Raw genomic sequence first — 24,357 nt, forward strand, 5'->3', positions numbered from 1 at the left:
ATCTCCATCCTCCGGTTCCAAAAACACCTTATCTCGGTGTCCACGGAACCGGCAGCAGCTCAGGGCGCACCGCACGAGCAGGCGGTATCGCTAGTTGACCGATCTGATCGCCAAGCGTGACAAGCCGAGGTGATCGTCAGCTACAATGGCACCCCTATCCCCTCGAATCCAGTACTGGCCCGGTTGGACGATGCGGATGTCCAGTGGCATGATATCATGCCGGGCGAGCCGGCGTCGAACGGGTTCGTCGAGAGCTTCGACGGTCGCATGTGCGACGAACTGCTCAACGAGACGCTGTTCTTCGCCATCGGTCAGGCTCGCTCGATTCCTGCCGCGTAGGGACCGAAAGGCCACGTTCGTCGCCTGCGTACGTTACCTTGACCGCATGGTTGCCGGCCTTAAACGGCAACGGACGGGCTTGATCCAGCCCGTTGTCTCACCCGCGCTCATGGTTAGCAATATTGGGCAGTTTTGGTTGCCGTTTGACGACAGGGGAAGCGAACGTCCCAATATCTTGTTAATTTCTTGTCTGACAAAGTAGTTATTTCGGTGCGAAACCGTAATGAATACCTAGGCAATGATTTCTTTACTCCTAATTTGACAGACATATTGCCATGGCACGTTCGGTATCCTGTCGAGCAAGATCGACGAGCAATTTGGTTGCTGTACGCGCCCCCGCGCCGTCGCTGCGCGCGATCATTTCGAACAGTGCCTGATGCTCCATTACGGGGTCGCGCGGCGTGCCGGCACGGTATTTGAAAAGCGTGGTCCACCGCACCGCCGCCGCAATGCTCCCTGACAGGCTGACCAGCAATTCGTTGCCGGTGGCCTCAAGGATGATGGCATGAAAACTCTGATCGGCCGCCTGCCCTGCCTCGCTGTCAAGGCCAAGCCGCGCCATCTCCTCAAGTGCATGCCCCATCCGTGTCAATTGGCGCGCCGTACGGGAAACCGCCGCCAATTCCGCCGCCGCCGGCTCTACGATCATACGAAGCTGGAACAGACTGCGCACGAACGCCAACGACGGAGGCTCACCCTCAAACATCCAGCCAAGCAGTTCTGGATCGAGCAGGTTCCATTCCTGTCGTTCACGAACGCGGGTCCCCGCCTTGGGCCGGCTTTCGACCAGGCCCTTGGCAGCCAGCATTCGCAGCGACTCGCGGATGACACTGCGCGATACGCTGAAACCCTCAGCGAGGTCGATTTCACCAGGCAGATAACTGCCCGGCTCGTGGCGGCCGGTGACGATCGCCACGCCCATACGGCGTGCCAATACAACGTTCGCCGGCTGTCCGCCGTTGCGCAGAGCCATTGCCCCCTCTCCCGATTTTTTTCAGCATAGCCGCGAAGGCAAAGCTGCGTCGAGCCGTGCGATTCCGTATTGTCAGAAAAATCTTATACGTTAATATGTCAGACAAGGCTCGATTCAGGGTCAGATATGGGGAGAGGTATATGAAGACCTTCAGGCACGCCCTTTTGGCGAGCGTTTCGTTGATGACCGCCGGCGGGTTCGCTGCCGCGGCGTCGGCGCAGTCGGCAGCCGAGACTACCGCCGATACGACCGCGGGTGATGGGCAGGATATTGTCGTCACCGGCGTGCGCGCCAGCCTCGGCACGGCGCAGGCGATCAAGCAGAATTCCAACCAGATCGTGGACTCGATCAGCGCGCAGGACATCGGCAAGCTTCCCGACGTGAACACGACGGAAGCCCTGCAACGCATCACCGGCGTCCAGATCCAGCGCCGCTACGGCGAAGGTGCCACCGATTTCGATCACCGCACCTCGCCCGCCATCGCGGTGCGTGGCCTGACGCAGACGCAGAACCTGCTCGACGGCCGTGCGGTCTACTCCGCTTCGGGCGGCCGTGCGTTCGATCTCGAAGGGATTCCACCCGAACTGCTTTCGGGCGTCGACGTCTACAAGAACGCGCCTGCCGAGATCATCGAGGGCGGCGTCGGCGGCGCGGTCAACCTGCGCACCCGCAAGCCGTTCGACACGGCGGGTCAGGTCATCTCGATGACCGCGCGCGGCAACTATTACGATCGCGTCGACAAATTCGGCGGCTCGATCTCGGGGTTGTACAGCAATCGCTACGACACCGGCATCGGCGAGATTGGGTTGCTGCTGAACGCGGTATATTCAAAGAGCCAGTATCGGCAGGACGGCCTGCTGGCCGGTCCGTTCGGCAATGCCCAGCCCGGGACGATCACCGGTGCGCCGACCAATGCGAAGATTCCCTATGGCTTCGAAGTCTATGACGACAGCGGCGACCGCAAGCGCCTGGGTGTCGCCGCTGCGGTGCAGTGGCAGGCCAATGACGACGTGCTGGTCACCGCCCAATATCAGGGGACCAAATACTGGTTCAACCGCACGGGCGCTTACTACTACGACGCGAACAATATCTCGGACACGTTCGTCAACGGCGTGCAAACCTTCTACGCTGCACGCGCCCTGCCCGGTGCCCCCTTCACGTTCAACGACGAAGGCTATGCGACCAGCGGCACCATCGCCCCGCAGACGTTTGAAACCGGCCGTTTCGATCAGGAACTGTGGAGCGCCAGCCAGAACTATACCTTCAACGTCGGCTGGCAGGCGACGGAGCGGGCAAAGGTCAATTTCGACGTCCAGTATCTGAAGTCCTATTACAACGCCGACCGGAACGGCCACGTCATATCGCTCTATACCCGGAGCGGGCAGACGTCGCTGACCACGCCGAATGCAACGGGCGTCATCTTCGATCTGCGCGGCAAATACCCGCGCTGGAATGTGACCAACCCCGCGCTGCTCAACACATCGGCAAACTATACCACGCCGTTCATCGCCGACTCGTTGCAGCGCAATGATGCCGACACGCTCGCGCTCGCCTACGACATCGAATATGACGTCGAAGGCGGTTTCCTGCAGAAGCTGCGCGCTGGCGGGCGGTATGCGGACAACAGCATCGATTTGCGCGGGACGTGGAACGGCCTCTGCGTCACCGCGCTGGGACCGGATGCGTCGTGCTCGGCTCCGGCCGGTACGCCGCTGATCCCGCTTTCCCGCAACCCGCAGCTTTCGATGCCCGGTCCGTCCAAGAACTGGTTCGACGGTAAGTCGGTGACGGGCGGCCTGCTTTACCCTGCTTTCCCCGCGGGCGACGGCGTCTGGGCACAGACCAAGGCACTGTACGCCCTGCTCGGCGCGAGGACCAAGGATGCCTTCACGCCCGGCGATCTCAACCAGCAGACCGAGAAAACCTACACCGCCTGGGCAGTGGCCGATTATGCGTTCGACGCAGGCGGTATCCGCATCGATGGCGGCGTAGGCATCCGCCTGATCAAGACCGACACGACGTCCGAAGGCGCTGCGTTCGCGACCGTCGTCAACAATGGCGTGACCAGCGTCGTCACCACGCCGTTCTCGGCGGGCAACAGCTATACCAAGGCGTTGCCCAGCGTGAACCTGCGCGCGCGGATAACCGATCAGTTCCAGATGCGCTTCGCCTACTCGAAGGGGTTGGCACGCGCCAACTTCGATCAGCTCTCGACGAACCTCACGCTGAACAACCCGAACCAGCTCGATACGCAGGGCCGGGCGAGCGCCAGTGCGGGCAACCCGCGCCTTAGCCCGATCACCTCGAACAATTTCGACGTGACGGCGGAATGGTACTTCGCGCGGGCGGGGTCGCTGACCGGTGGCCTGTTCTACAAGAAGGTCGACGGCTTCCTTGCACCCGGCTTCTATGAACAGACGTATCAGGGTCGGCGTTACCTTGTCAGCACGCAGGTGAATGCGGGCAACGGCACGGTGAAGGGCGCGGAAATCGCGTATCAGCAGTTCTTCGACTTCCTGCCGGGGATGTTGAGCGGATTAGGTGTCCAGGCGAACTACACCTATGTGGACTCCAGCGTCTCGAACCCCACCGGCGTGGCCAACTCGAACCTGCCGCCGGAACTGCCGCTCGAAAAGCTGTCGAAGCATAGCTACAATCTGATCGGCCTGTACGAAAAGGGTCCGGTCACGGCTCGCGTCGCGTGGAGCTGGCGGTCGAACTATCTCGATACGACGACGGGCAGCGGCGCCAACGGCTATGCGCAATATGCCAAGCCCTATGCCTCGCTCGATGCGTCGATCAGCGTCAACCTGAACGAACACATCGCGGTGTCGGCCGACGTCGTGAACCTGAACAACCGGATGAACGTCACCTACATCCAGACCGAGGCGCAGCCGCTTCAGTATCAGTTGAACGATCGTCGCTTCGGCCTGTCGCTCCGCGCGACCTACTAAGGACAAGGCGGCGGGACGAACCGCTCGTCCCGTCGCCCGGACGTTCCCTCCCCTGTCGGCGTGGTTCGCCACGCCGACCCTTTTTGCGCTATCGGATATGTCATGTCGTCCGCCCCGATCGCCGTCGCCCCGCCCACCATCACCGTCCGCCATGTCGGTCGCGAACGCGAACCGGTGGTCGTCATCGACCGTGCGACCGGACAGCGCGACGCATTGGTCGATTTCGCGGCGACACGATCGCGCTTCGCGCCGGCGACGGAGGTCGGCAGCTTCTATCCCGGTCTGCTCGGGCCAGCGCCGACGGCCTATGTCGACGCCATGGTCCGCCTCGTCCTGCCGCTGATCGCGGCGCATTTCACCGGTGTCCCGGTCCGGCCGGCCCGCGCCCGCGGCAATTTCTCGCTCGTCACGCTCGCCCCCGACGCGCTCAGCCCCGACCAGCGCGTGCCGCATGTCGATTCCGCCGACCGGTTGCAATTCGCGACCGTCCATTTCCTGTCGTCGGCCAATGGCGACGGCACCCATTTCTTTCGCCACCGCACCACCGGGTTCGAGACGATCGACGCGGAGCGCTTGGCGACCTTTCGCGCCGCCCTCGACGCGCAGATCGCCGATGTGCCCGCCGCCTATGCCGATGGCAGCGATGGCCCGTTCGAGGTGATCGACACGGTCGATGCGGTGCCCGACCGCCTGATCCTCTACCGCGCGGCGCTGCTTCATTCGGGGGCGATCACCGCGCTGCCCGCCGATGCCGCCGATCCGCGGCGCGGCCGGCTGACCGGCAATCTGTTCCTGCAATGCCGGATCGCGGCGTGAGCGTCCGTGCCGATGGCCCGCTGCGCCGGATCGCGATCGTCGGCGGCGGCACCGCCGGCTGGATGGCCGCTGCCGCGCTGTCGCGTCTGCTGGGACCGCACGGCCCGACCATCACCCTGATCGAATCCGAGGAGATCGGCACGATCGGCGTCGGGGAAGCGACGATCCCGCCGATCCAGGCCTTCAACGCGATGCTCGGCATCGACGAGGACGACTTCGTCCGCGCGACGCAGGGCACGTTCAAGCTCGGTATCGATTTCCACGACTGGGGCCGGGTCGGCCATCGCTATTTCCATCCGTTCGGCGTGTATGGCATCGATGCCGGCGCGGTCCCGTTCGAGTCGACATGGCGACGGCTGCGCGCCGCCGGACAGGCCGGGCCGCTCGCCGACTATTCGATCTGTGCCGCTGCCGCACACGCCGGGCGGTTCCAGCGGCCACAGCCCGGCAATACCCCGCTCGCCCAGATCGGATATGCGTTTCACTTCGACGCCGGCCTCTACGCCCGGTTCCTGCGTACCCGCGCCGAAGCGGCCGGCGTCGTGCGGATCGAAGGGCGGATCGTCGATGTTGCCCGGGACGGTGCCGGCGGGTTTATCGACGCCGTCGTGCTGGCCGATGGCCGGCGGATCGATGCGGATTTCTTCATCGACTGTTCGGGCTTTCGCGCCCTGCTGATCGAAGGGGCGATGAATGCCGGGTTCGAGGATTGGAGCCACTGGCTGCCCAACGATCGCGCGGTCGCCGTCCCCTCTGCCAATGCCGGCCCACCCTGCCCCTTCACCCGCTCCACCGCGCGTGCCGCTGGGTGGCAGTGGCGCATCCCGCTGCAGCATCGCACCGGCAACGGCTATGTCTATTCCAGCCAGTATGTGTCCGATGACGAGGCGGCGGCCACCCTGCTCGCCAATCTCGACGGACCGGCACTGGCCGATCCCCGCCCCCTGCGGTTCCGTACCGGGCGACGCGACCGGTTCTGGGTCGGCAATTGCGTGGCGCTCGGCCTGTCCGGCGGGTTCCTCGAACCGCTCGAATCCACCTCGATCCACCTCGTTCAGGCGGGCATCGCGCGGTTGCTGGAAATGCTGCCGACGCGCGCCTGCGATCCGGCCGATACCGCGCGGTACAACCGGTTGATGGCTGCCGAATTCGATCAGGTCCGCGATTTCGTGATCCTGCATTTCCACGCCAGCGACCGGCGCGACACCGGCTATTGGCGTGACCAGGCCGAACGCCCGATCCCGGAGACGCTGGCCGAACGGCTTGCCATCTATGCCCGCACCGGCCGCGTCTACCGCGAGGGCGATGAGCTGTTCACGAAGACGAGCTGGCTGGCGGTGATGGACGGTCAGGGCCTGGGCGCATCGACGCATGATCCGTTGGCCGATGCCCTGCCGCTGGACGCCGCCGCCGCGCGGTTGCAGCGGATCGGCGCGGTCGTCGCCGCTGCGGCTGCACAGATGCCGGCGCACGACGCCTTCATCGCCCGCCATTGCGCCGCCGGTGGCCGGCGCGGGTGACACTCGATATTCGACAAGAATCGGTAAATAGGGAGAAGCGGATGCGTACCATGTTCAGGATCGGCGTTGCCGTCGTGGCGATGACCGTCGCGGGGATCGCATCGGCGCAGAGCGACGCCCCCCGCGTCGATCCGGTGCAGGTCGATCCTGCCCGTCCCGACTGGGAGAATCCTTCCGTGAATTATGTCGGGCGGATGCCGGCGCGCGCGACCGGTTTTCCGTTCGAAAACCGCGCAAAGGCGCTGGCGGGGGACCGCACGAAGTCCGCACGCTTCCTGTCGCTGAACGGCGAATGGAAATTCGCCTTCTCGCCCAACACCACCGACGTGCCGACGGGGTTCGAACGCCCCGATTACGACGTGTCGGGGTGGAAGAGCATCAAGGTGCCGGCGATGTGGCAGACCGAAGGCTATGACCAGGCGCGCTACAACAACATCACCTATCCCTTTCCCGCCAATCGCCCGCTGATCCCGCACGCGACCAACCCGGTCGGTTCCTATCGACGCGACGTGGCGCTGCCGGCAGGGTGGAGCGGCGACGACGTGGTGCTGCACATCGGGGCGGCGGGCGCGGCCTATTACGTCTGGGTCAACGGGCAGAAGGTCGGCTATGCCGAGGACTCGAAGCTCCCGAGCGAGTTCGACGTCACCCGCTTCGTCACGCCGGGGCGCAACACCGTCGCGATCCAGGTCATCCGCTGGGCGGACGGCAGCTATCTGGAGGATCAGGATTTCTGGCGCGTGTCGGGGATCGAGCGCGAAGTCTATCTGATGGCCGCGCCGAAAACCCGTGTGCGCGACGTCTTCGTCCATGCCGGTCTCGACGCCGCCTATCGCGACGGCACGCTCGCGGTCGACCTGGCGGTGACGCCCGGCGCAGCGACGACGGCGCGCTACATGCTGCGTGACGGCGACCGCACGATCGCCGAGGGACGCGTTGGCGTGCCCGCCGGCACGGCGGAGCGGGTGGTGACGCTGACCGGATCGGTGCCGGGCGTACGGCCATGGACCGCCGAGACGCCCGATCTCTACACCCTGATCGTCGAACTGGCCGACGCGCAGGGCACCGTGCTGCAATCGACCGCCAGCCGCATCGGCTTTCGTACCATCGAGCTCAGGAACGGTCTCGTTTCGGTGAACGGAAAACCGATCACGATCCGCGGCGTCAACCGTCACGAACACGATCCCGAAACCTTCCACGTCGTCAGCCGCGCATCGATGGAACACGACATCCAGCTGATGAAGCGCAACAATATCAATGCGGTTCGGACGTCGCACTATCCCAACGATCCGTATCTCTACGAACTGGCCGATCGCTACGGCCTGTATGTGATGGACGAGGCGAATATCGAAAGCCACGCGTACATGGATTACGCGAACAAGCACCCCGATGAGCGCGCCCGGTTGCAGATCGGCTTCGATCCCGCGTGGCGCGCCGCGCATGTCGATCGCGTCGCCAACATGGTCGAACGCGACAAGAACCATCCATCGATCATTTTCTGGTCGCTGGGGAACGAGGCAGGCATCGGCCCCAATTTCGAGGCGGCGGCAGCGGCCGCGAAGGCGCGCGATCCCGGCCGTCTCGTCAGCTACCTCGGCTGGGGTACGTGGGACGGCATCCATGACCACCGACCCAACTGGTATGCCGACATCTATGCCCCGATGTACGACCCGGCGATCAAGATGGCGGATTATGCGAAGAACTGGAATTTCCGGCAGCCGCTGATCCAGTGCGAATATGCGCACATGATGGGCCAGTCAGGCGGCAACCTGCAGGAATATTGGGACACGATCTACGCCTATCCCAACAAGCTGCAGGGCGGGTTTGCCTGGGACTGGGTCGACCAGTCGATGTACCGCTATACCAGCGATGGCCGCCGTTACTGGGGCGATGGCGGCGAATATGGTCCCAATCCGGGCGGCGAGATCGAATTCGGCGACGGATTGCTGCAATCCGACCGGACGCCCAATCCGCAACTCTACGAGCTGCGCAAGGTCTATTCGCCCGTCCAGTTCGACGGCTTCGATCCGGCGACCGGACGGCTGACGGTGCGCAACCGGCATGATTTCCGCGACCTGTCGGGCTTCGCGTTCGACTGGGAAGTGCTGGAAAACGGCGTGCCGGTCGCCGCCGGTGCCCTGCCCCCGCTGACGACCGGCGCGCGTCGGGCGGAAACCGTCACCCTGCCGCTGGCCACCGTACAGCGCCGAGCGGACGCTGAATATTTCGTGACGGTCCACGTCCGGACGAAGGCGGACGCCGTACCGCTGGTGCCCGGCGGTACGCTGGTTGGATTCGAACAGTTCGCACTGGCCGGAACGCCAACCGTCGCCCCTGCCGCGGGCAGCGGGGCCGTGACGCTGCGCCAGAGCGGCGACGCCTTCGTCCTCGCCGCCGGCGCGACCACGCTGGAGATCGACCGAAAGACCGGCCTGATCCGCCGCTACGCCAAGGACGGCCGGGTCCTTGCGACAGGCGGCGTCCCGCATTTCTGGCGCGCGGTAACCGACAACGACATCGGCATCGGCACCGAAAAGCAGCTGGCGATGTGGAAGGCGATGAGCGACGCGCGCACTGTCACCGCGATCCGCGCCGATCGTGCCGCCGGAACCGTGACGGTCGGCTATAGCCTCGGCGACGGCGCGGCGCGGTTCGACACGCGCTACACGATGGCCGCCGACGGATCGGTCGCGGTCGACGGAACGCTGACCCCGATCAGGGCCGACTTGCCGCCACCGTTCCGCGTCGGGCTGGCCCTTGCCCTGCCGACCGACGTCACCGACGTCGAATGGTATGGCCGCGGTCCCCACGAAAGCTATGTCGACCGCAAGGGATCGGCCCCGATCGGGCTGTGGCGCGGGCGCATCGCCGAACAGAATCACGACTTCATCCGTCCGCAGGAAACCGGCAACAAGGTCGACGTGCGCTGGATGGAGCTGTCGGGCGCGGGACGCGGGCTGCGCGTACAGGGTGACCGACCGCTGATGATGAACGCGCTCGCCTTCCCCTATGCCGACCTCGATCGCCACGCACCGGGAACGTGGAAGTCGACCGACGTCGTGCCGCACGGACAGGTCACGTTGCTGGTGGATGCCGCGCAATGGGGCGTCGGTGGCGATACGCAGTGGAGCGAGTTCGGCAAGCCGCTGCCCCAGTACCGCACCGGCACCGGTCCCACCCGCGTCACGTTCCGCCTGACGCCGTTTGCCGGCACCGGCACCACCCCCGACAAGGCCCGCCCCGCCAGCGCGACGGGCGAGGAATGATCCGACGCGCCCCCCGGTGACGGCGCGCGTGCCGTCACCGGGGGGCGCGGCCGTTCGCGGATATCCCTTCCTATTGGCGAACGGATACCGGCGGGGCGAAGACCAGCAGCGCGTTCGCCACCGGCCGTTCGCGGCCAGCGATGCCGGTATGGATCGGGCGGTTGAGAACGACCGCGCCCTTCCCCTCGGCGACAGCAAGCGTCGAGGAGCCGCCACCGTCGAAGCTCATCGCATCGCTTGCGCCCAAGTCGCGAAACAGTGCGACCAGCGCCGCATTGTCCGCGCCCATGCTGTACCCCTTTTGCCGACCGTCCACGACGACGATCCACGCCCGCCGCCGATCCGCCGACAGGCCGATGGCCGTGCGCGGACCTTTTCCGCCCTCGGCCATCAGCGCGCGGTGGAGCGGAACGGCCTGCCCGCCCTGCAACAGATGCGGCCCGGCGGCGATGGCATCGCGCGTGCCCGCCGGACACCGCTGCCCGGCACGGATGTCGGTGCCGCGGCCAAGGCACAGGATCGCCGATACGCGCAGGTCCTGATCGATTTCGACCGGCGAAGCGACCCGCCCGCCACCGATCGCCGCACCCGATACCGACACCGGCTCGCCGTCATGGGGGTAATAATCGTCCCCCTTGGGCGATCCGCCAAAGAAGGGCAGGAAATAGCTGGCGTTGACCGCCACCTGCGCGCGGTTGACGATCAGGTCGTCGCGGACAATGTGTGCGACATACTCCATGCCGCGCGACCGGTCGGGCGGCGTTACCCCCAACCGGACGCCGGGACGCGTCAGGTCGAGCGTGACGATATGTACCACCACCGGTTCGTCGGCATCGACGCGTCGTTCCTGACGATAGGTAACACCGTCGAACAACGGCCTGTCCGCCGACGGCGCGGCAGCGGCCTGCCACGCCGTCACCGCCGCGAGGAGGCCGTGCCAGACGCTCACAGCTTTACCGCCGCGCCCAGCCAGAACTGGCGGCCGAAGAAATTCTGGTCGCGCGTGCCGAACCCGTCGAAATTCTCGCGATGGGCATCGGTGGCGTTGCGGACCTCGCCGATGATCTGGATCGCGCCGAACGTCATCCGCGTCTGGAGGTCGAGCTGGTCGAACGGCTGGTCATAGCGGTTGGTGAGCGGCGCGGTCGGGCTGATCGAGGTATATTGCCGGCCGATATGCGCGTAGCTCGCCCGCGCCTGCAACCAGTCGCGCTGGTAGAACAGCGCGGCATTGCCTTGGAACTCCGGCTGCTGGGTCAGCCGATTGAAGCTGCCTCCGGCCGGGAAACGCGACTTGCCGTTCAGATAGGTGGCGTTGAGCGACACGCCGAAATCGGCCAGCGGTCCGGGCAGGAAGCGCAGCTTGTTGACGACCAGCGCACCCTCGACCCCGAACACGCGTGATCCGGCAAGGTTCTGTGGCTGGGTAACCTGATAGGTGGTGCCGTCGATCACGGTCGTCCCGGCCGCCTGCGAATAGATGTCGTCGCGAATATCCTTGTAGAAGGTCGCCAGCGATATGAGGCCGGCATCGCGCGGCATGTAATATTCGAGGCTGGCATCGAAATTCTGCGCCACCCGCGGCCGCAGGTCGGGGTTGCCGCGCGTGAGGACCAACGTCGTCTGGTTCAGCGTTTCGTTGGTGCCAAGGTCGCTGGGGCTGGGCCGCCCGATCGCCTTGTAATAGCCGAGCCGCAGCTTGAGCGGATCGGTCAGTTCGTAGTTGAAGGTCGCGGACGGCAGCCAGCTGCCATAATTCGCGCCGCGCGTCAGCGGGGTCAGCGTGTTGCCGGCGACGCGGAAGCCGTCGATCGTCGTCTCGGTATCCTCATAGCGCACACCGGTGATCAGGGTATGGCGATCGCCGGTGTGACGCAGCAGGACATAGCTCGCCATCACCTTTTCACCGACGATATAGTCCGACCGCCGCGCGTTGAGCGTCGTCTGTGCGGTATTCAGCGTGAAGGCGGTCGGGTTCTGGCTGAAATAGCGCTGGAACGCGGTGAAATCGAGCAATGGCTGCGGCCGGCTCTGCCCACCGGTGTACGGCGGCGACCAGCGGTCGGGCAGCACGAAATTGGCGGCGGTCAGGCTGGTACCGGTCGCTCCGCTCCAGACCGCCTGCTGCGTGTCGAAATCGCGCGTCGCGGCACGGTATTTCAGCCCCGCACCGATGCCGAAGCCGCGATCCTGCGCGGTATCGCGATACCCCCAGTCGAACTGCCCCTCGCGCACCAGGTCGAGCGAACGATCGCGATAGGGGGTGTAGGAGGCGAAGGTGTAATTGGCCGGATTGGTGAAGGTCGCCGGATTGTCGAGCACCGCGATCGGCACGCCATCGGCCATCGTCTGGGTATAGGCGTTGGCGGCGCTGGTCGGCAGATTGAACTGCATCTGGTTCGACGCTTCGAGAAAAATGGCGCGCGACCAGCTGCCGCGCAGTGCGGCATGGTGGCCGTCGTCGCCGGTCCACTTCACCCGGCCCTGCGCGACATAGAGCGGCTTTTCGAGCGGGAAGTCGTTGAAGCGCAGGAAGCCGCCAGCGGTGTTGACGCGCGCGGTGCCGCCGGTGGTGCGGACGGTATCGACGGTCCCGCGCGTCAGCTGCTGCTGATGGCGCAATTCGTTGTCGGACTGCTGGAAGAACGTGCCCGACACCTCGGCCTGCACGCGCGGATCGGGACGCCATTCGAGCTTGGCGGTTCCGCCATAGCGGTCGACGGTGTTGGGATAGCCCGCCGAGATGATCCCGCTGGCGACGGTGACGCCGTTCACCTGCGTATAGCCGGTGGGGTTCAATCGCTCCTGATCGCGCCGCTTGCGGCTATAGGCACCGGTCAGCACGAACCCCCAGGTGTCGTCGACCCCGAACCGGGTCGCGAGCGTCGCATCGGCGCGATAGTTCACGCCGTCGTCGGTCGGCCGGTTGAAGCCCTTGCCGGGGACGGCGCGGCTGTCCGACAGGCCGATGAACGCATTGCCGACGAACGTACGGATACCGCGATCGAACGCCGATCGGCTGCGCAGATTGACGATGCCGCCGATCGCATTGCCCTCGACGTCAGGCGTGCGCGACTTGATGACCTCCAGCGCGGAGACGGCGGTCGTCGGGATCGCCTCCATGTTGAGCTGCCGGTTCTGCCGCTCGGCAGTGGCCAGCACCGCGCCGTCGAGCGTACCGACGGTGAAGTTCGGGTTCATGCCCCGGATGCCGACATAGCGGCCTTCATCCTCGTCGAACACGGTGGTGACGCCGGGCAGGCGGCGGAAGCTGTCGGAAATGTTGTAATCGGGCTGCTGACCGATCTCGTCGCTGGCGAGGAATTCGCCGATCCGGTCGTTGTCCCGCTTGGCGGCGATGGCCTGCATATTCTGGCGGGCATAGCCGGTGACGACGATATCCTCGCTGGCGGTGTCGGACGGCACCTCCTGCGCCAGCGCCGAAACCGGCATCACCGCACCGGCCAGCAACATTACCCGCCACGTCTTTCCAAAGCGTACCATCGTCGAAACCCCCCTGTTTTCTGAAACACGAATGCCATTTAATGACTATACGTGACATATAGGTGACGTGACGACACCGGTCGGGCGTGGAACCGTGCAGGGAGCGATAGGATGTTGACACTGCTGGCACTTTCCTTGGCGATGTCGTCCGGTCCGACAGCCTATGCGTGCGGGGACGATCAGGTGCGCGAGGTGCGAATCACCCCCGATGGCCCGGTCGAGGTCTGGCGATGGACTGCCCGCGATGCCCGCGACCTGCCGGCGGAATATCGGACGCGGCTGATGGCCCATATCGACGAATGCAAGCCGGTAGACCGCAACCGCGCGATCCTCGTCACCGCATCGACCGGCGGCGCGGTGCTGATCGATCGTGCCAGCGGACGGGTTCTGTTCCGGGCGCGGGTGCCGATGGCGCATTCGGCGGACCTGCTGCCGGGCGGGCGGATCGCCATCGCGCTGTCGATTTCGACCGAGGGCGACCGGTTGCAGCTATATGACCGACGGCATAGCGAGCAGGTGGTGCAGGATCTGCCGCTGCCATCGGGGCATGGCACGGTGTGGGATGCGAAGCGGCATCGGCTGTTCGCCTTGTCGCACGATCTAATCCAGTCGTTCCGGCTGACCGGTCAGGGGCGCACGTCGCAACTGGTCGAAACCGCGCGCTGGACGCTGCCGGGGCGGCGCGACGGCCACGACCTGTCGCCGGGCGAAGACGGGCGCTATTATGTCACGACGGACGATGGCGCGTGGCGGTTCGATCCCGAGAACGGCAGTTTCGTCCCCTATGCGCCGCTCAACCCCGCGCTGCGGGTGAAGTCGATAAGCGCGACGGCCGACCGCGTCGCATGGGTGCAAGCCGAGGAGAAGTGGTGGGCGAACGGCTTTACGGTGATGACGCCGGACGGTCGCGACCGCCGCCGCATCGCGCTCGACGGCATCCATCTCTACAAGGTCCGCTGGATACGATAGGTCTGCAGACAGGCTTGACAAGCCGGCTCCCACACGGCGCAACAACCTGATGAACGACGGTTATGCCGGTGCCTTTCACCCCCGCTTCCTGCGCGCCGATGGTCAGCGTACCGCGACCGCCAACGAACGGGTCGTCCTTGCGCTGCTGTCGCGGCGTGGCGCGGCTTCCCGTGCCGAGCTTGCCCGCGTCACCGCCCTCGCGCCCCATTCGGTGGGACGGCTGATCGAACCGCTGATCGAACGTGGGCTGGTACTGGCGGGCGCACCGGAAGTCGCGGGCCGGGGCAAGCCCGGTGCGCCGCTGCGCCTGAACCCCGACGCCGCCTTTTCGATCGGCGTGTCGGTGATGACCGACGCGGTAACGCTGGTCGTGGTGGATTTTACCGGCACAGTCCGCGCGCGGGCATCGGTCCCGATGGAGCGCGACGATTTCGATGCAGGCACCCGACAGATCGCGACCCTGATCGACGGGGCCGTCGCCGAAGCGGGGCTCGATCCGGCGCGCCGGCTGGGAATCGGCGTCGGTGTCACCGGCTATTTCATCGGGGACGGCGCAAGGGTCAATCCGCCCGCCTCGCTCGATTCATGGGCGCTGCGGCCGCTCGACACGCTGCTGGCCGACGCGTTGGGCGGTCCGGTCTGGGTCGACAATGACGGCAACGTCGCGGCGGTCGGCGAAGCGATGCTGGGCGCGGGGCGGACCTGTCCGGACTTTGCGTATCTGTACTTCGCGGCGGGATTCGGCGGCGGCGTCGTGGCGCGCGGCGCGCCGTTGCGCGGGGCGCACGGTAATGCCGGCGAGTTCGGATCGGTCCTGCCGACGGGATGGTATCAGCCGAATCTGGAGAATCTGCGCCGTCACCTCGCCGATCACGGCATGGCCTTTGACGGATTGCGGACAATGCTGCGCGATCTCGACTTGGCAGCGCCCGAGGTGGACGCGTGGGTCGATCGCTGCATGCCGTCCCTGGACCTCGTCGTATCGGCGATCTTCGCCGCGCTCGATCCGGAGATGATCGTGTTGGGCGGCCGGCTACCCGCAAGCCTCGCCGAACGCATGATCGCGAAGATCGACATCACCAACCCGACCCGGCGGGGCCATCACCGCCCCATGCCGCGTCTGGTGCCTTCCTCCATCGGCAGCGATGCGGCCGCGATCGGTGCCGCGATGCTCCCGACCCGAGCCGCATTCTTTCAGTAACCGGCCCCCGGATCGCCTCCCGGATCAATCGGGAGCGAGCCGCCGGCAACGCATCACCCTTCCTCCGTCGCCGATCCCGCCAGCAGACATCGTTCCAATATCGAAGCCCACCGCTGCTGGCCCTGCTGGTCGGCCAGAAGATCCTGCCGGATCTCGATCTCGGCATATCGGCGGCGCAGCGGATAGGCGTGCAGCGGGAGCGTATAGTCGACCTGATCCATCCGATACGGCTCGTTATCCCCGACGACGAGGTCGGCCTCGCGCCGCAGCGACGCGAGCAGGGCGAGGGCGAACGACGGATCGCCGCCATCGTGGAGGATGCCGGCGTGCCACGGCCGTGCCGGCCCCCCGGACATGGCGGGGGTAAAGCTGTGCAGCGCGACCAAGATGCTCGCCTGCCCTTCCCGATCGCGCCGCGCCAGCTCGTCCGCGATTGCGCGATGATAGGGCGCATGGATCGCATCGATCCGGGCGGTGCGGTCCTCGGGGGTGAGCGCGGCGTTCGCCGGCACGATCGTTCCGTCGCTTACCGCCGGCATCGCATCGGCGGAACCGGGCGCGCGATTGCAATCGACCACGAGACGCGAATAGGTCTGGCGGATAAAGACGGCGTCGAGCCGTTCGGCCAGCGCAAGGCCGAGACCGGCGACGCCGATGTCCCACGCGATGTGGCGGCACAGGTCGCGAGAATCGATTTCCATCATTCCCAATGACAAGGGGATGACATTGCCGGCGTGATCGCCGATGACAAGAAACGGCGATCGGCCCCCGGGATTGACGGTCACCACCGGCGAAGGGTCGGAATCGATCAGCAACGAAGCCTCGATGCGGGGATTACTGTTTGATGCCATTCGTGAATCTCTCGCACGTGACGACCTATCTGTACAAGCAGCCGGTGGCGTTCGGCGAGCACCGAATCATGGTCCGTCCGCGGGAGAGTTTCGATCAGCATCTGCTCGAAGCGACGCTGACGATCGATCCCGCGCCTGCCGAGGTTCGCTGGTTGCAGGACGTCTTCGGCAATGCCGTCGCGATCGCGACGTTCGAAGGGCGCGCGAGCCGGCTGTGCTTCACCAGCAACGTGCGCGTCCGTCACGAACCGGGCGACGTCCAGCACGTCGATATCGAGGAATATGCGCGCAGCTATCCCTTTACCTATTCGTCGGAGGATATGCCCGACCTGCTCCGTTCGATCGAGCGACAGCATCTCGACCCGCAGCGCGAGGTCGACAGCTGGGCGCGGCGGTTCCTGAATCCGGGGGGCGTCACCGACACGCTGGCGCTGCTGACGGCGATGACGACCGCGATCCGCCGCGAATTCACCTATCAGTCCCGCGCGGAAAAGGGCACGCAGACCCCGATCGAGACGCTGCGCCGCCGCAAGGGCACGTGCCGCGATTATGCCATCCTGATGATCGAGGCGGTCCGCGCGCTTGGCTTCGCGGCGCGCTTCGTCTCTGGCTATGTTTACAGCCCGTCGGGAACGCGTGACACCCGGATCGGCGGCGGCAACACCCATGCGTGGGTGCGCGTCTACCTGCCCGGATCGGGATGGGTGGAGTTCGATCCGACCAACGGCATCGTCGGCAGCGCCGGACTGATCCGCGTCGCGATCGCCCGCGACATCTACCAGGCGGTACCGATCTCCGGCACCTTCGATGGTTTTCCCGGCAGTTTCCTCGACATGCAGGTTTCGGTCGATATCACGGTGGACCCGTCTCCCTCGCGCGACGTTCCCATCCCCGCCGACAATATGGAGGCCGTTCGATGCTGATCCGCGCCGGTTACGACATCAGTTTCTCCGCCGACACAGCGACGCCGATGATGGCGATGCTGAGCGTGCATCCCTCGCGCCATCAGGATCTGCGGACCCCGCATCGTATCACCACCGTGCCGGATGTTGCGCTCCACGACTATGTCGACGCCTTTGGCAACATCTGCACCCGGGTGAGCGTGCCCCCCGGCGGCCTGACGCTCAGCTGCGACTTCGTCATCGAGGACAGCGGCGAGCCCGACATCCAGTCGCCGGACGCGATCCAGCACGACATCGCGGACCTGCCCCACGGCGTCCTCGTCTATCTGCTCGGCAGTCGCTACTGCGAAACCGACCGCATGTCGGAAACGGCATGGTCGTTGTTCGGGCATGTCCCGCCGGGATGGGGGCGCGTGGAAGCGATCGTGGCGTTCACGCACGACCATGTCGAATTTGGCTATCATCATGCCCGCCCCACCAAGACCGCGTGGGACGCCCACCAGGAACAGCAGGGCGTCTGTCGCGATTTCGCGCATCTGGCGATCACACTTTGCCGCTGCATGAACATCCCGGCGCGCTACTGCACCGGATATCTGGGGGATATCGGGATACCGCCGGTCGATGCCGCGATGGATTTCTCGGCATGGTTCGATGTGTATCTCGGCGGCGAATGGCACACGTTCGACGCCCGCCACAAACACCCACGCATCGGCCGCATTCTGATGGCGCGTGGCCGCGACGCCACCGATACCGCGCTGACCACGGTCTTCGGGCAGACAACGCTGACCCGTTTCGAAGTCCATACCGACGAGGTCGCCGCGATTTGACGATCCGTGAATCAAGACGCAGCGGCGTGATATCAGCTAGTTGTCTATTATCTGGCGCACTGGATCACTGATCGAACGCGACAACTGAATAAAATAAGCCTTCCAATGGAAGCCGTATCTAGCATCCCACGTAACTTTACTGCCTAAACAATTTGAAGTTGCTGACGACAACCATCCCCCGACGTACATCGACCGGTTCATTTAACATTATTTCTATATTGCATCGGAACTGATGCGCCATGCTGCTCGATTAGGCGCGAACCAAATGGTTGTTGACCATCGCTCTACTCGCCTGCCGCCAACGGTTCCTTCCGAACCAGACGCAGGAAGTCTCGCGATGCGTAGACCCGGTTGGGGTAGCACGACCGGCGCGCTGCGTGGCGCGTCGGTCGCCTGTTTGCGCGTAGGAACGACGGGAAATAGAGGCCATGGCAACCGCGATTTCCCCCTCCGGCGCGGCGCGCACCCCGCCCGCCAAGACGCCCGCCGGCACGCTCGACGCGCTCAACTTCTTTCTGGCGGACGTGCGCGACGGGCTGGGGCCGTATCTCGCCATCTATCTTCTGGTGGTGCGCGGGCCGTCGCATGGCTGGAACGAGGCGACGGTCGGGCTGGTTCTGACCATCGCCGGCATCGTCGGCCTGTTGTCGCAGACGCCGGCAGGCGGGCTGATCGACCGGGCGAAGAACAAGCCGCGCATCGTCATCGTCGCCGCGCTGCTGGTGACCGCCAGCAGCCTGTCGTTACCGATCGTATCGGGCTTCACGATGGTAACGATCACCCAGTCGATCGCCGCCGCAGCCGGCGCGGTCTTCGCCCCCGCGATTTCCGCGATCACGCTGGGGCTGGTCGGGCCGAAGCTGTTCGCCAAACGCGTCGGTCGCAACGAAGCGTTCAACCATGCCGGCAACGCGGTGTCGGCCGGGCTGGCGGGGGTGCTGGCATGGTCGTTCGGGCCGGTCGTCGTCTTCTGGCTGATGGCGGCGCTGACCGTCGCCAGCGTCGTGGTATCCGCCCGCCTGAACAACGACGATATCGACAACGCCGTCGCCCGCGGTCTCGACTGCGAACCCGAAGAGGGTTGCGAAGAGCCGAGCGGATGGAAGACGCTGGTCGAAAACCGCCCGCTGATGATCTTCGCGCTCGCCGCCTTCACCTTCCACCTTGCCAATGCGGCGATGCTGACCTCGGTCAGTCAGTTGCTCGGCCGCACGGTCGGAACCGACAAGGCGACCTCGCTCACCGCCGCGTGCATCGTCGCGGCCCAGCTGGTGATGGTACCGGTCGCGATCGTCGTCGGGCGCAACACCGAACGCTGGGGGACCAAGCCGATGTTCCTGATCGCGTTCGGCTTCCTCGCGATCCGGGGCGCGCTCTATACCGTGTCGAACGATCCGTGGTGGCTGGTCGGGGTACAGGCGCTCGACGGGATCGGGGCGGGCATTTTCGGCGCGTTGTTCCCGGTGATCGTCGCCGATCTGACCAAGGGGTCGGGCCGCTTCAACGTCAGTCAGGGCGCGGTGTCGAGCGTCTTCGGCCTTGGTGCGGCGCTGTCGGCGACGCTGGCCGGATCGATCATCGTCTGGGCCGGATACAGCGCCGGCTTCCTGACACTGGCGGCGATCGCGGCCATCGGCTTTATCCTGTACCTGACCGCGATGCCCGAGACGCACAAATGACGCGCCCGCCGCGCGGCCCCGACAAGAACGGACGCCACCGGTGATCCTCGCGACCGGGGCGACATGGGGAATTTGCGCCGCCGCGACCGCAGCGGTGATCGCGCGGCCGTTCCGCTGGCCAGAGGCGATATGGGCACTGGCCGGGGCTGCGCTGCTGCTGGCGCTCGGCCTGATCCCGGTATCGGCGGCGCTGACGGCGGTGGCGAAGGGCGGCGACGTCTATCTGTTCCTGATCGGGATGATGATGCTCAGCGAAGTCGCGCGGGCCGAAGGGCTGTTCGACTGGGTGGCGGCGACCGCTGCGATCCATGCGCGTGGATCGACCACGCGGCTGTTCGCGCTGGTCTATGTCACCGGCATCGTCACTACCACCTTCCTGTCGAACGATGCGACCGCCGTCGTGCTGACCCCGGCGGTCTATGCCGCCGCGAAGAAGGCGAAGGCCGATCCCCTGCCCCTGTTGTTCGCCTGCGCGCTGATCGCCAATGCCGCCAGCTTCGTCCTGCCGATCTCCAATCCCGCCAATCTCGTGCTGTACGGGGGCCGGATGCCGCCGCTGGGGCAGTGGTTCGCGTCGTTCGCCCTGCCCTCGCTGGCGGCGATCGGGGTGACGTTCCTCGTCCTGCGCTGGCTGGAGCGCGACCGGCTGGCGGGAACGTGCACCAGCATGGTCGAGCGCGCGCCGCTGACCGCCGGTGGCAAGGCGGCGTTCGTCGGGATCGTCGCCACGGCGGCGGTGCTGCTGGTGGTGTCGGCGCTCGACATCGAACTGGGATTGCCGACCGCGATCGCCGGGATCGTCACGACTTTGGTGGTGTGCGCCATCGCGCGCAATTCGCCGGTCGCGCTGCTGCGCGACATGTCGTGGAGCGTCCTGCCGCTGGTCGCCGGGCTGTTCGTGCTGGTCGAGGCACTGGACCTGACCGGGGTGATCGGACAGGTCGCCGCCGCGCTGCGTAGCGCTTCGGCCGATCCGGTGCCGGCGGCCGCGGCGTCGGGTACGATCCTCGCCTTCGCATCGAACCTGATGAACAACCTGCCCGCCGGGCTGGTCGCCAGCACCGCCGTCGCACAGGCACAGCCGCCGCGACTGGTGGTCGATGCGCTGCTGATCGGGGTCGACCTCGGCCCCAATCTGTCGATCACCGGCAGTCTGGCGACGATCCTGTGGTTGCAGGCGATCCGGCGCGAAGGCGAGGATGTCGGCTTCTGGCGCTTCCTGAAAATCGGTGCGGTGGCGATGCCGCTGGCATTGTTCGCCGCGCTGGGTACGCGGATCCTGCTGGGATAGCGACGCAAGCGATACGGTGCGGACTGGCGGGACGCCAGCGTTCCTGCATTGACAACGCCCCCCTTAAACAATAGCAAATTTGTTAATTAATAAGGGCCGCACCACAGCGGTCCGATCCATGGGGAGGCTCTATGCGCCGTACTTCGCTCTCGATCGTTCGTCCGATGTTGCTCGCGGCGGTATCCACTTTCGCCTTGCCATCGACGGGTTGGGCACAGACCGCGACCGGCAATACCCCGGATGCTTCCGCCGTGCCCGCCGACGGGGCGGCCGCTCCCCAACAGGTCGAAGGTCCGGGCGAAGAGATCGTCGTCACCGGCATCCGCGCATCGCAGGCCCGCTCGGTCGAGATCAAGCGCAACGCCGCCAGCGTGGTCGAGGCGATCAGCGCGCAGGACATCGGCAAGCTGCCCGACGTCACCATCTCCGATTCGCTGCAACGCATCCCCGGCGTCCAGATCCGGCGCGAGGCGGGCGAAGGCGGCGCGATCAACATCCGCGGCCTGCCACAGGTCACCACGCTGATGAACGGCGAACAGTTCCTCGGCGCCAATTCGGTGACGACGGTGCAACCGAACTTCACCGACATCCCGTCGCAGCTGTTCTCCGGCGCGACCGTGTTCAAATCGCCGACGGCGTCGCTGCAACAGGCGGGCCTGTCGGGCACCGTCGACCTGCTGACCCGCCGGCCGATGGACCTGAAGCGTGGCCTGACCCTGTCGGCCGCCGCCGAGGGGCAATATGGCGACAAGACCGAGAAGTGGAGCCCGTCGGCCAACGGCCTGGTCGCCTATCACGGCGAGCGGTTCGGCGTGCTGGTGTCGGCGGCGTACAGCGACCTGACGCTCGGCAACAGCTTCCGCGGCATTCAGGATTACGGCGTCGCGCTCAACACCGAAGCCGGCAGCGATGCGGTGCTGAACCGCGACGGTTCGGTCACGCCCGCGAACCCCGGCAATTTCGCGGTCGGCAACAACGGCGTCAGCCGGGGCCGGCCGATCCGCAATGCCGCCGGCAGCCTGCTGGGCTATGACGTCAACGGCGACGGCGACGTCAACGATGCGTTCATCACGCCGCAGTCGCACACCGCGTGGAACCGCATCACCAACCGCGAGCGCTTCGGTGCCAACGCGTCGCTGCAGTTCGAGATCAACGATGCGCTGAAGCTGACCGCCGATGGCTTCTACACCCGCCAGACGCAATATGACCGCACCGCCGGTTTCCAGTTCCAGAATGTCGACTGGCTGTCGTCGCCGTTCCTGCCGACCAAGTCGCGCGATACCGGCGCGGTGGTCAACGGCTACAACGTCAATACGGTACAGGAATATACCTACAGCCTGCCCAGCTTCGACAGCTATTCGGAGACGTTCCGCACCAAGAGCGAATCGCAGAATTACAATGTCCAGCTCGACTGGCAGCCGAGCGAACAGTTCAAGGGCACCGTTCGCGGTATCTATGGCAAGGCATCGCGCAAGCGCGATCAGGCCTATACCCAGTTCAGCCTGACCAACGGCACGCAATGGGCCTATAACGGCGTCGGCAACTATCCGGCATCGGTCGGTGGCGACCGTCAGTTCAATCCGACCGGCTACCAGATCTACAGCCAGACCGCGACCGTCGACTATTCGAGCGGCGCGCCGGTGTACGGCTTCTCGCCCGCCTTCCTCGCGCAGGCATCGGACCCATCGCGCTACGGCCTGAAGACGATCTCGTCGGAGGGGAACCAGTATCAGAATGGCGACCTGTGGGCGGTGCGCGCCGATGGCGAATATACCGCCGACAACGGCGTGAAGCTGTCGTTCGGTGGCCGCTATGGCGAACGCAGCGTCGACCAGTTCACCTTCGACCGCGTCTCGCCCTTCTATGCCGGCAACACCGACAATGCCGCCAATCCGGCCGGCGGTTGCCTGGTCAAGTGGAAGGCGTTCGACGTCAACCTGAACGACAACAAGTGCGCGGTGCGCGATGCGCAGGGCAATGCCTATACCGCGGGCTATACCCGGCAGGCGAACGACCCGGTCTTCGCCGGCCTCGTCAAGCAATATGCCCTGCCCGCCGGCGGCACGCCCGCGCTCTATGCGCTCGACCCGCACGCGATGGACGACAGCGAGGCGTGGCAGAACAAATTCTATCCGGGCAGCCAGAATCTGGTCAATCCGGCCGACAGCTTCACGGTCAACGTCCGCCAGATCTCGGGCTATGGTCAGGTGTCGGGTGAGGGCGAGTTGTTCGGCATGCCGTTCCGCGCCAATGGCGGCCTGCAGGTGGTCAATACCCGCCTGAACGTGCGACAGAACATCGTCGGCGCGCCGCAGCCGTACGGCGTATCGGGCGTCGATGCCGGCGACGTCGTGACCGAACGGGAGTTCACCGACTTCCTGCCCGCGTTCAACGTCGCGTTCGACGTGACCGACAAGCTGCGCGCGCGTGCCGCCTTCTCGAAGACGATGACGGTGCTCGACTTCCTGCAATGGGGCGGCGGTCTGAACGTCAACTACGCGATCAATACGCAGGTGAACCCGGCCCGGTTCGAGGCGCGCACCGCCGATTCACGCGGCAATCCGAACCTGAACCCGTGGCGCGCGACCAATGCCGAGGCGAGTCTCGAATATTATACCGGTCGTTCCAGCCTGCTGGCGCTCGGCGCATTCTACATCTCGGTCGACAGCTTCATCACCACCACCACCGAAACCCGCAACGACATTCCCGACAATGACGGCGTGATCCGTCGCCCGGTCATCACCAACACGTTGGCACAGGGCGAAGGCGGTACGCTGAAGGGCATCGAGGCATCGGCGCGCCAGTCGCTCGCCGATTACGGCGTGGGGGGACTGTTCGGCGGGTTCGGCGTCGATGCCAACTATACGCTGTCGCTGGGCGATGCCGGGCAGGTCGATCTGGCCGGCAACAAGATGCCGTTCCAGGACAACAGCAAGCATCAGGTCAACGCTGCCCTGTGGTTCGAGAAATACGGGTTGCAGGCGCGCGTCGCCTACAACTTCCGGTCGAAGCGGCTCGCCTCGTCCAACTATGGCGGCATCCGGGGGCTGGCCCAGTATCAGGAACCGACCAGCTATCTCGACGCGTCGATCGCCTATGACCTGACCCCGCACTTCAGCATCTATGGCCAGGCATCGAACCTGACCGGCGAGACCGAACGCTATTACCTCACGTGGCAGGATCAGGTGTTCAACGAGAATATCTACGAGCGTCGCTTCATCGCCGGCGTCCGCGCCAAGTTCTGAACGCGTCGGGGAGGGTCTGG

Annotated in this window: 15 protein-coding genes and 1 pseudogene; 12 read left to right on the forward strand and 4 right to left on the reverse strand. The window is 65.5% G+C overall.

The genetic code is table 11. The features are described from left to right. Positions 1 to 94 precede the first annotated feature (94 nt). A pseudogene (locus tag ASE91_RS20595) lies at positions 95 to 324 on the forward strand (integrase core domain-containing protein); the annotation flags it as partial. Between the two features lie 268 nt (positions 325 to 592). Here ASE91_RS20595 and ASE91_RS09310 read toward each other — a convergent pair. After that, a complete protein-coding gene (locus ASE91_RS09310; RefSeq protein WP_056625368.1) occupies positions 593 to 1,312 on the reverse strand; it encodes a FadR/GntR family transcriptional regulator in 720 nt (239 codons plus the stop codon). A gap of 140 nt (positions 1,313 to 1,452) precedes the next feature. Here ASE91_RS09310 and ASE91_RS09315 point away from each other — a divergent pair, with 140 nt between their 5' ends. The 4 genes from ASE91_RS09315 (at position 1,453) to ASE91_RS09330 (ending at position 9,868) form a co-directional block, all read left to right on the forward strand. Beyond that, positions 1,453 to 4,266 (forward strand): TonB-dependent receptor, encoded by a 2,814-nt coding sequence (locus ASE91_RS09315; protein ID WP_235530397.1) that lies wholly within the window; start codon positions 1,453 to 1,455, stop codon positions 4,264 to 4,266. 102 nt (positions 4,267 to 4,368) lie between these two features. Next, positions 4,369 to 5,082 carry a DUF6445 family protein gene (locus ASE91_RS09320; RefSeq protein WP_056625373.1) on the forward strand — a complete coding sequence of 238 codons (714 nt, stop codon included), beginning with the start codon at positions 4,369 to 4,371 and terminating at the stop codon, positions 5,080 to 5,082. After that, complete coding sequence (locus ASE91_RS09325; protein WP_268795955.1) at positions 5,079 to 6,602, forward strand: tryptophan halogenase family protein; 1,524 nt, start codon at positions 5,079 to 5,081, stop codon at positions 6,600 to 6,602. Before ASE91_RS09320 ends, ASE91_RS09325 begins: the two co-directional genes overlap by 4 nt. 41 nt (positions 6,603 to 6,643) lie before the next feature. Next, on the forward strand, positions 6,644 to 9,868 hold the full coding sequence (locus ASE91_RS09330) for a glycoside hydrolase family 2 TIM barrel-domain containing protein (RefSeq protein WP_056625379.1): 3,225 nt from the start codon (positions 6,644 to 6,646) through the stop codon (positions 9,866 to 9,868). Between the two features lie 70 nt (positions 9,869 to 9,938). Here ASE91_RS09330 and ASE91_RS09335 read toward each other — a convergent pair whose 3' ends face one another. Together ASE91_RS09335 and ASE91_RS09340 are read right to left on the reverse strand one after the other, a co-directional pair. After that, on the reverse strand, positions 9,939 to 10,817 hold the full coding sequence (locus ASE91_RS09335; RefSeq protein ID WP_056625382.1) for a phosphodiester glycosidase family protein: 879 nt from the start codon (positions 10,815 to 10,817) through the stop codon (positions 9,939 to 9,941). Further along, positions 10,814 to 13,372, reverse strand: coding sequence for a TonB-dependent receptor (locus ASE91_RS09340; protein WP_082453935.1), 2,559 nt, complete (start codon positions 13,370 to 13,372; stop codon positions 10,814 to 10,816). The genes ASE91_RS09335 and ASE91_RS09340 overlap by 4 nt, the downstream gene beginning before the upstream one ends. Positions 13,373 to 13,483: 111 nt before the next feature. Between ASE91_RS09340 and ASE91_RS09345 the strand changes: the two genes are divergently transcribed. Both ASE91_RS09345 and ASE91_RS09350 read left to right on the forward strand, forming a co-directional pair. Continuing rightward, positions 13,484 to 14,341, forward strand: a complete 858-nt coding sequence (locus tag ASE91_RS09345) for a DUF6528 family protein (protein ID WP_056625386.1) — start codon at positions 13,484 to 13,486, stop codon at positions 14,339 to 14,341. 49 nt (positions 14,342 to 14,390) lie between these two features. Next, complete coding sequence (locus ASE91_RS09350; protein ID WP_056625388.1) at positions 14,391 to 15,542, forward strand: ROK family transcriptional regulator; 1,152 nt, start codon at positions 14,391 to 14,393, stop codon at positions 15,540 to 15,542. A gap of 53 nt (positions 15,543 to 15,595) precedes the next feature. Here the strand turns inward: ASE91_RS09350 and ASE91_RS09355 are convergent, their stop codons facing one another. Beyond that, on the reverse strand, positions 15,596 to 16,393 hold the full coding sequence (locus ASE91_RS09355) for an N-formylglutamate amidohydrolase (protein WP_056625391.1): 798 nt from the start codon (positions 16,391 to 16,393) through the stop codon (positions 15,596 to 15,598). Between the two features lie 17 nt (positions 16,394 to 16,410). Here ASE91_RS09355 and ASE91_RS09360 point away from each other — a divergent pair, with 17 nt between their 5' ends. From ASE91_RS09360 to ASE91_RS09380, 5 genes are all read left to right on the forward strand, one after another. Beyond that, positions 16,411 to 17,316: a transglutaminase family protein gene (locus ASE91_RS09360; protein ID WP_235530399.1), complete on the forward strand. Its 906-nt coding sequence runs from the start codon at positions 16,411 to 16,413 to the stop codon at positions 17,314 to 17,316. Further along, positions 17,310 to 18,122, forward strand: a complete 813-nt coding sequence (locus ASE91_RS09365; RefSeq protein ID WP_056625395.1) for a transglutaminase-like domain-containing protein — start codon at positions 17,310 to 17,312, stop codon at positions 18,120 to 18,122. The genes ASE91_RS09360 and ASE91_RS09365 overlap by 7 nt, the downstream gene beginning before the upstream one ends. Positions 18,123 to 18,550: 428 nt before the next feature. Then, positions 18,551 to 19,801: an MFS transporter gene (locus tag ASE91_RS09370; RefSeq protein ID WP_056625398.1), complete on the forward strand. Its 1,251-nt coding sequence runs from the start codon at positions 18,551 to 18,553 to the stop codon at positions 19,799 to 19,801. Positions 19,802 to 19,841: 40 nt separating this feature from the next. Next, complete coding sequence (locus tag ASE91_RS09375; protein ID WP_056625401.1) at positions 19,842 to 21,092, forward strand: arsenic transporter; 1,251 nt, start codon at positions 19,842 to 19,844, stop codon at positions 21,090 to 21,092. Between the two features lie 131 nt (positions 21,093 to 21,223). Next, the gene (locus ASE91_RS09380) at positions 21,224 to 24,337 is read left to right on the forward strand and encodes a TonB-dependent receptor (protein WP_056625405.1); all 3,114 of its coding nucleotides are present in this window, start codon (positions 21,224 to 21,226) and stop codon (positions 24,335 to 24,337) included. The last annotated feature ends 20 nt before the right edge of the window (positions 24,338 to 24,357 follow it).

Source organism: Sphingomonas sp. Leaf62 (assembly GCF_001421915.1).
Classification (GTDB): Bacteria; Pseudomonadota; Alphaproteobacteria; order Sphingomonadales; family Sphingomonadaceae; genus Sphingomonas.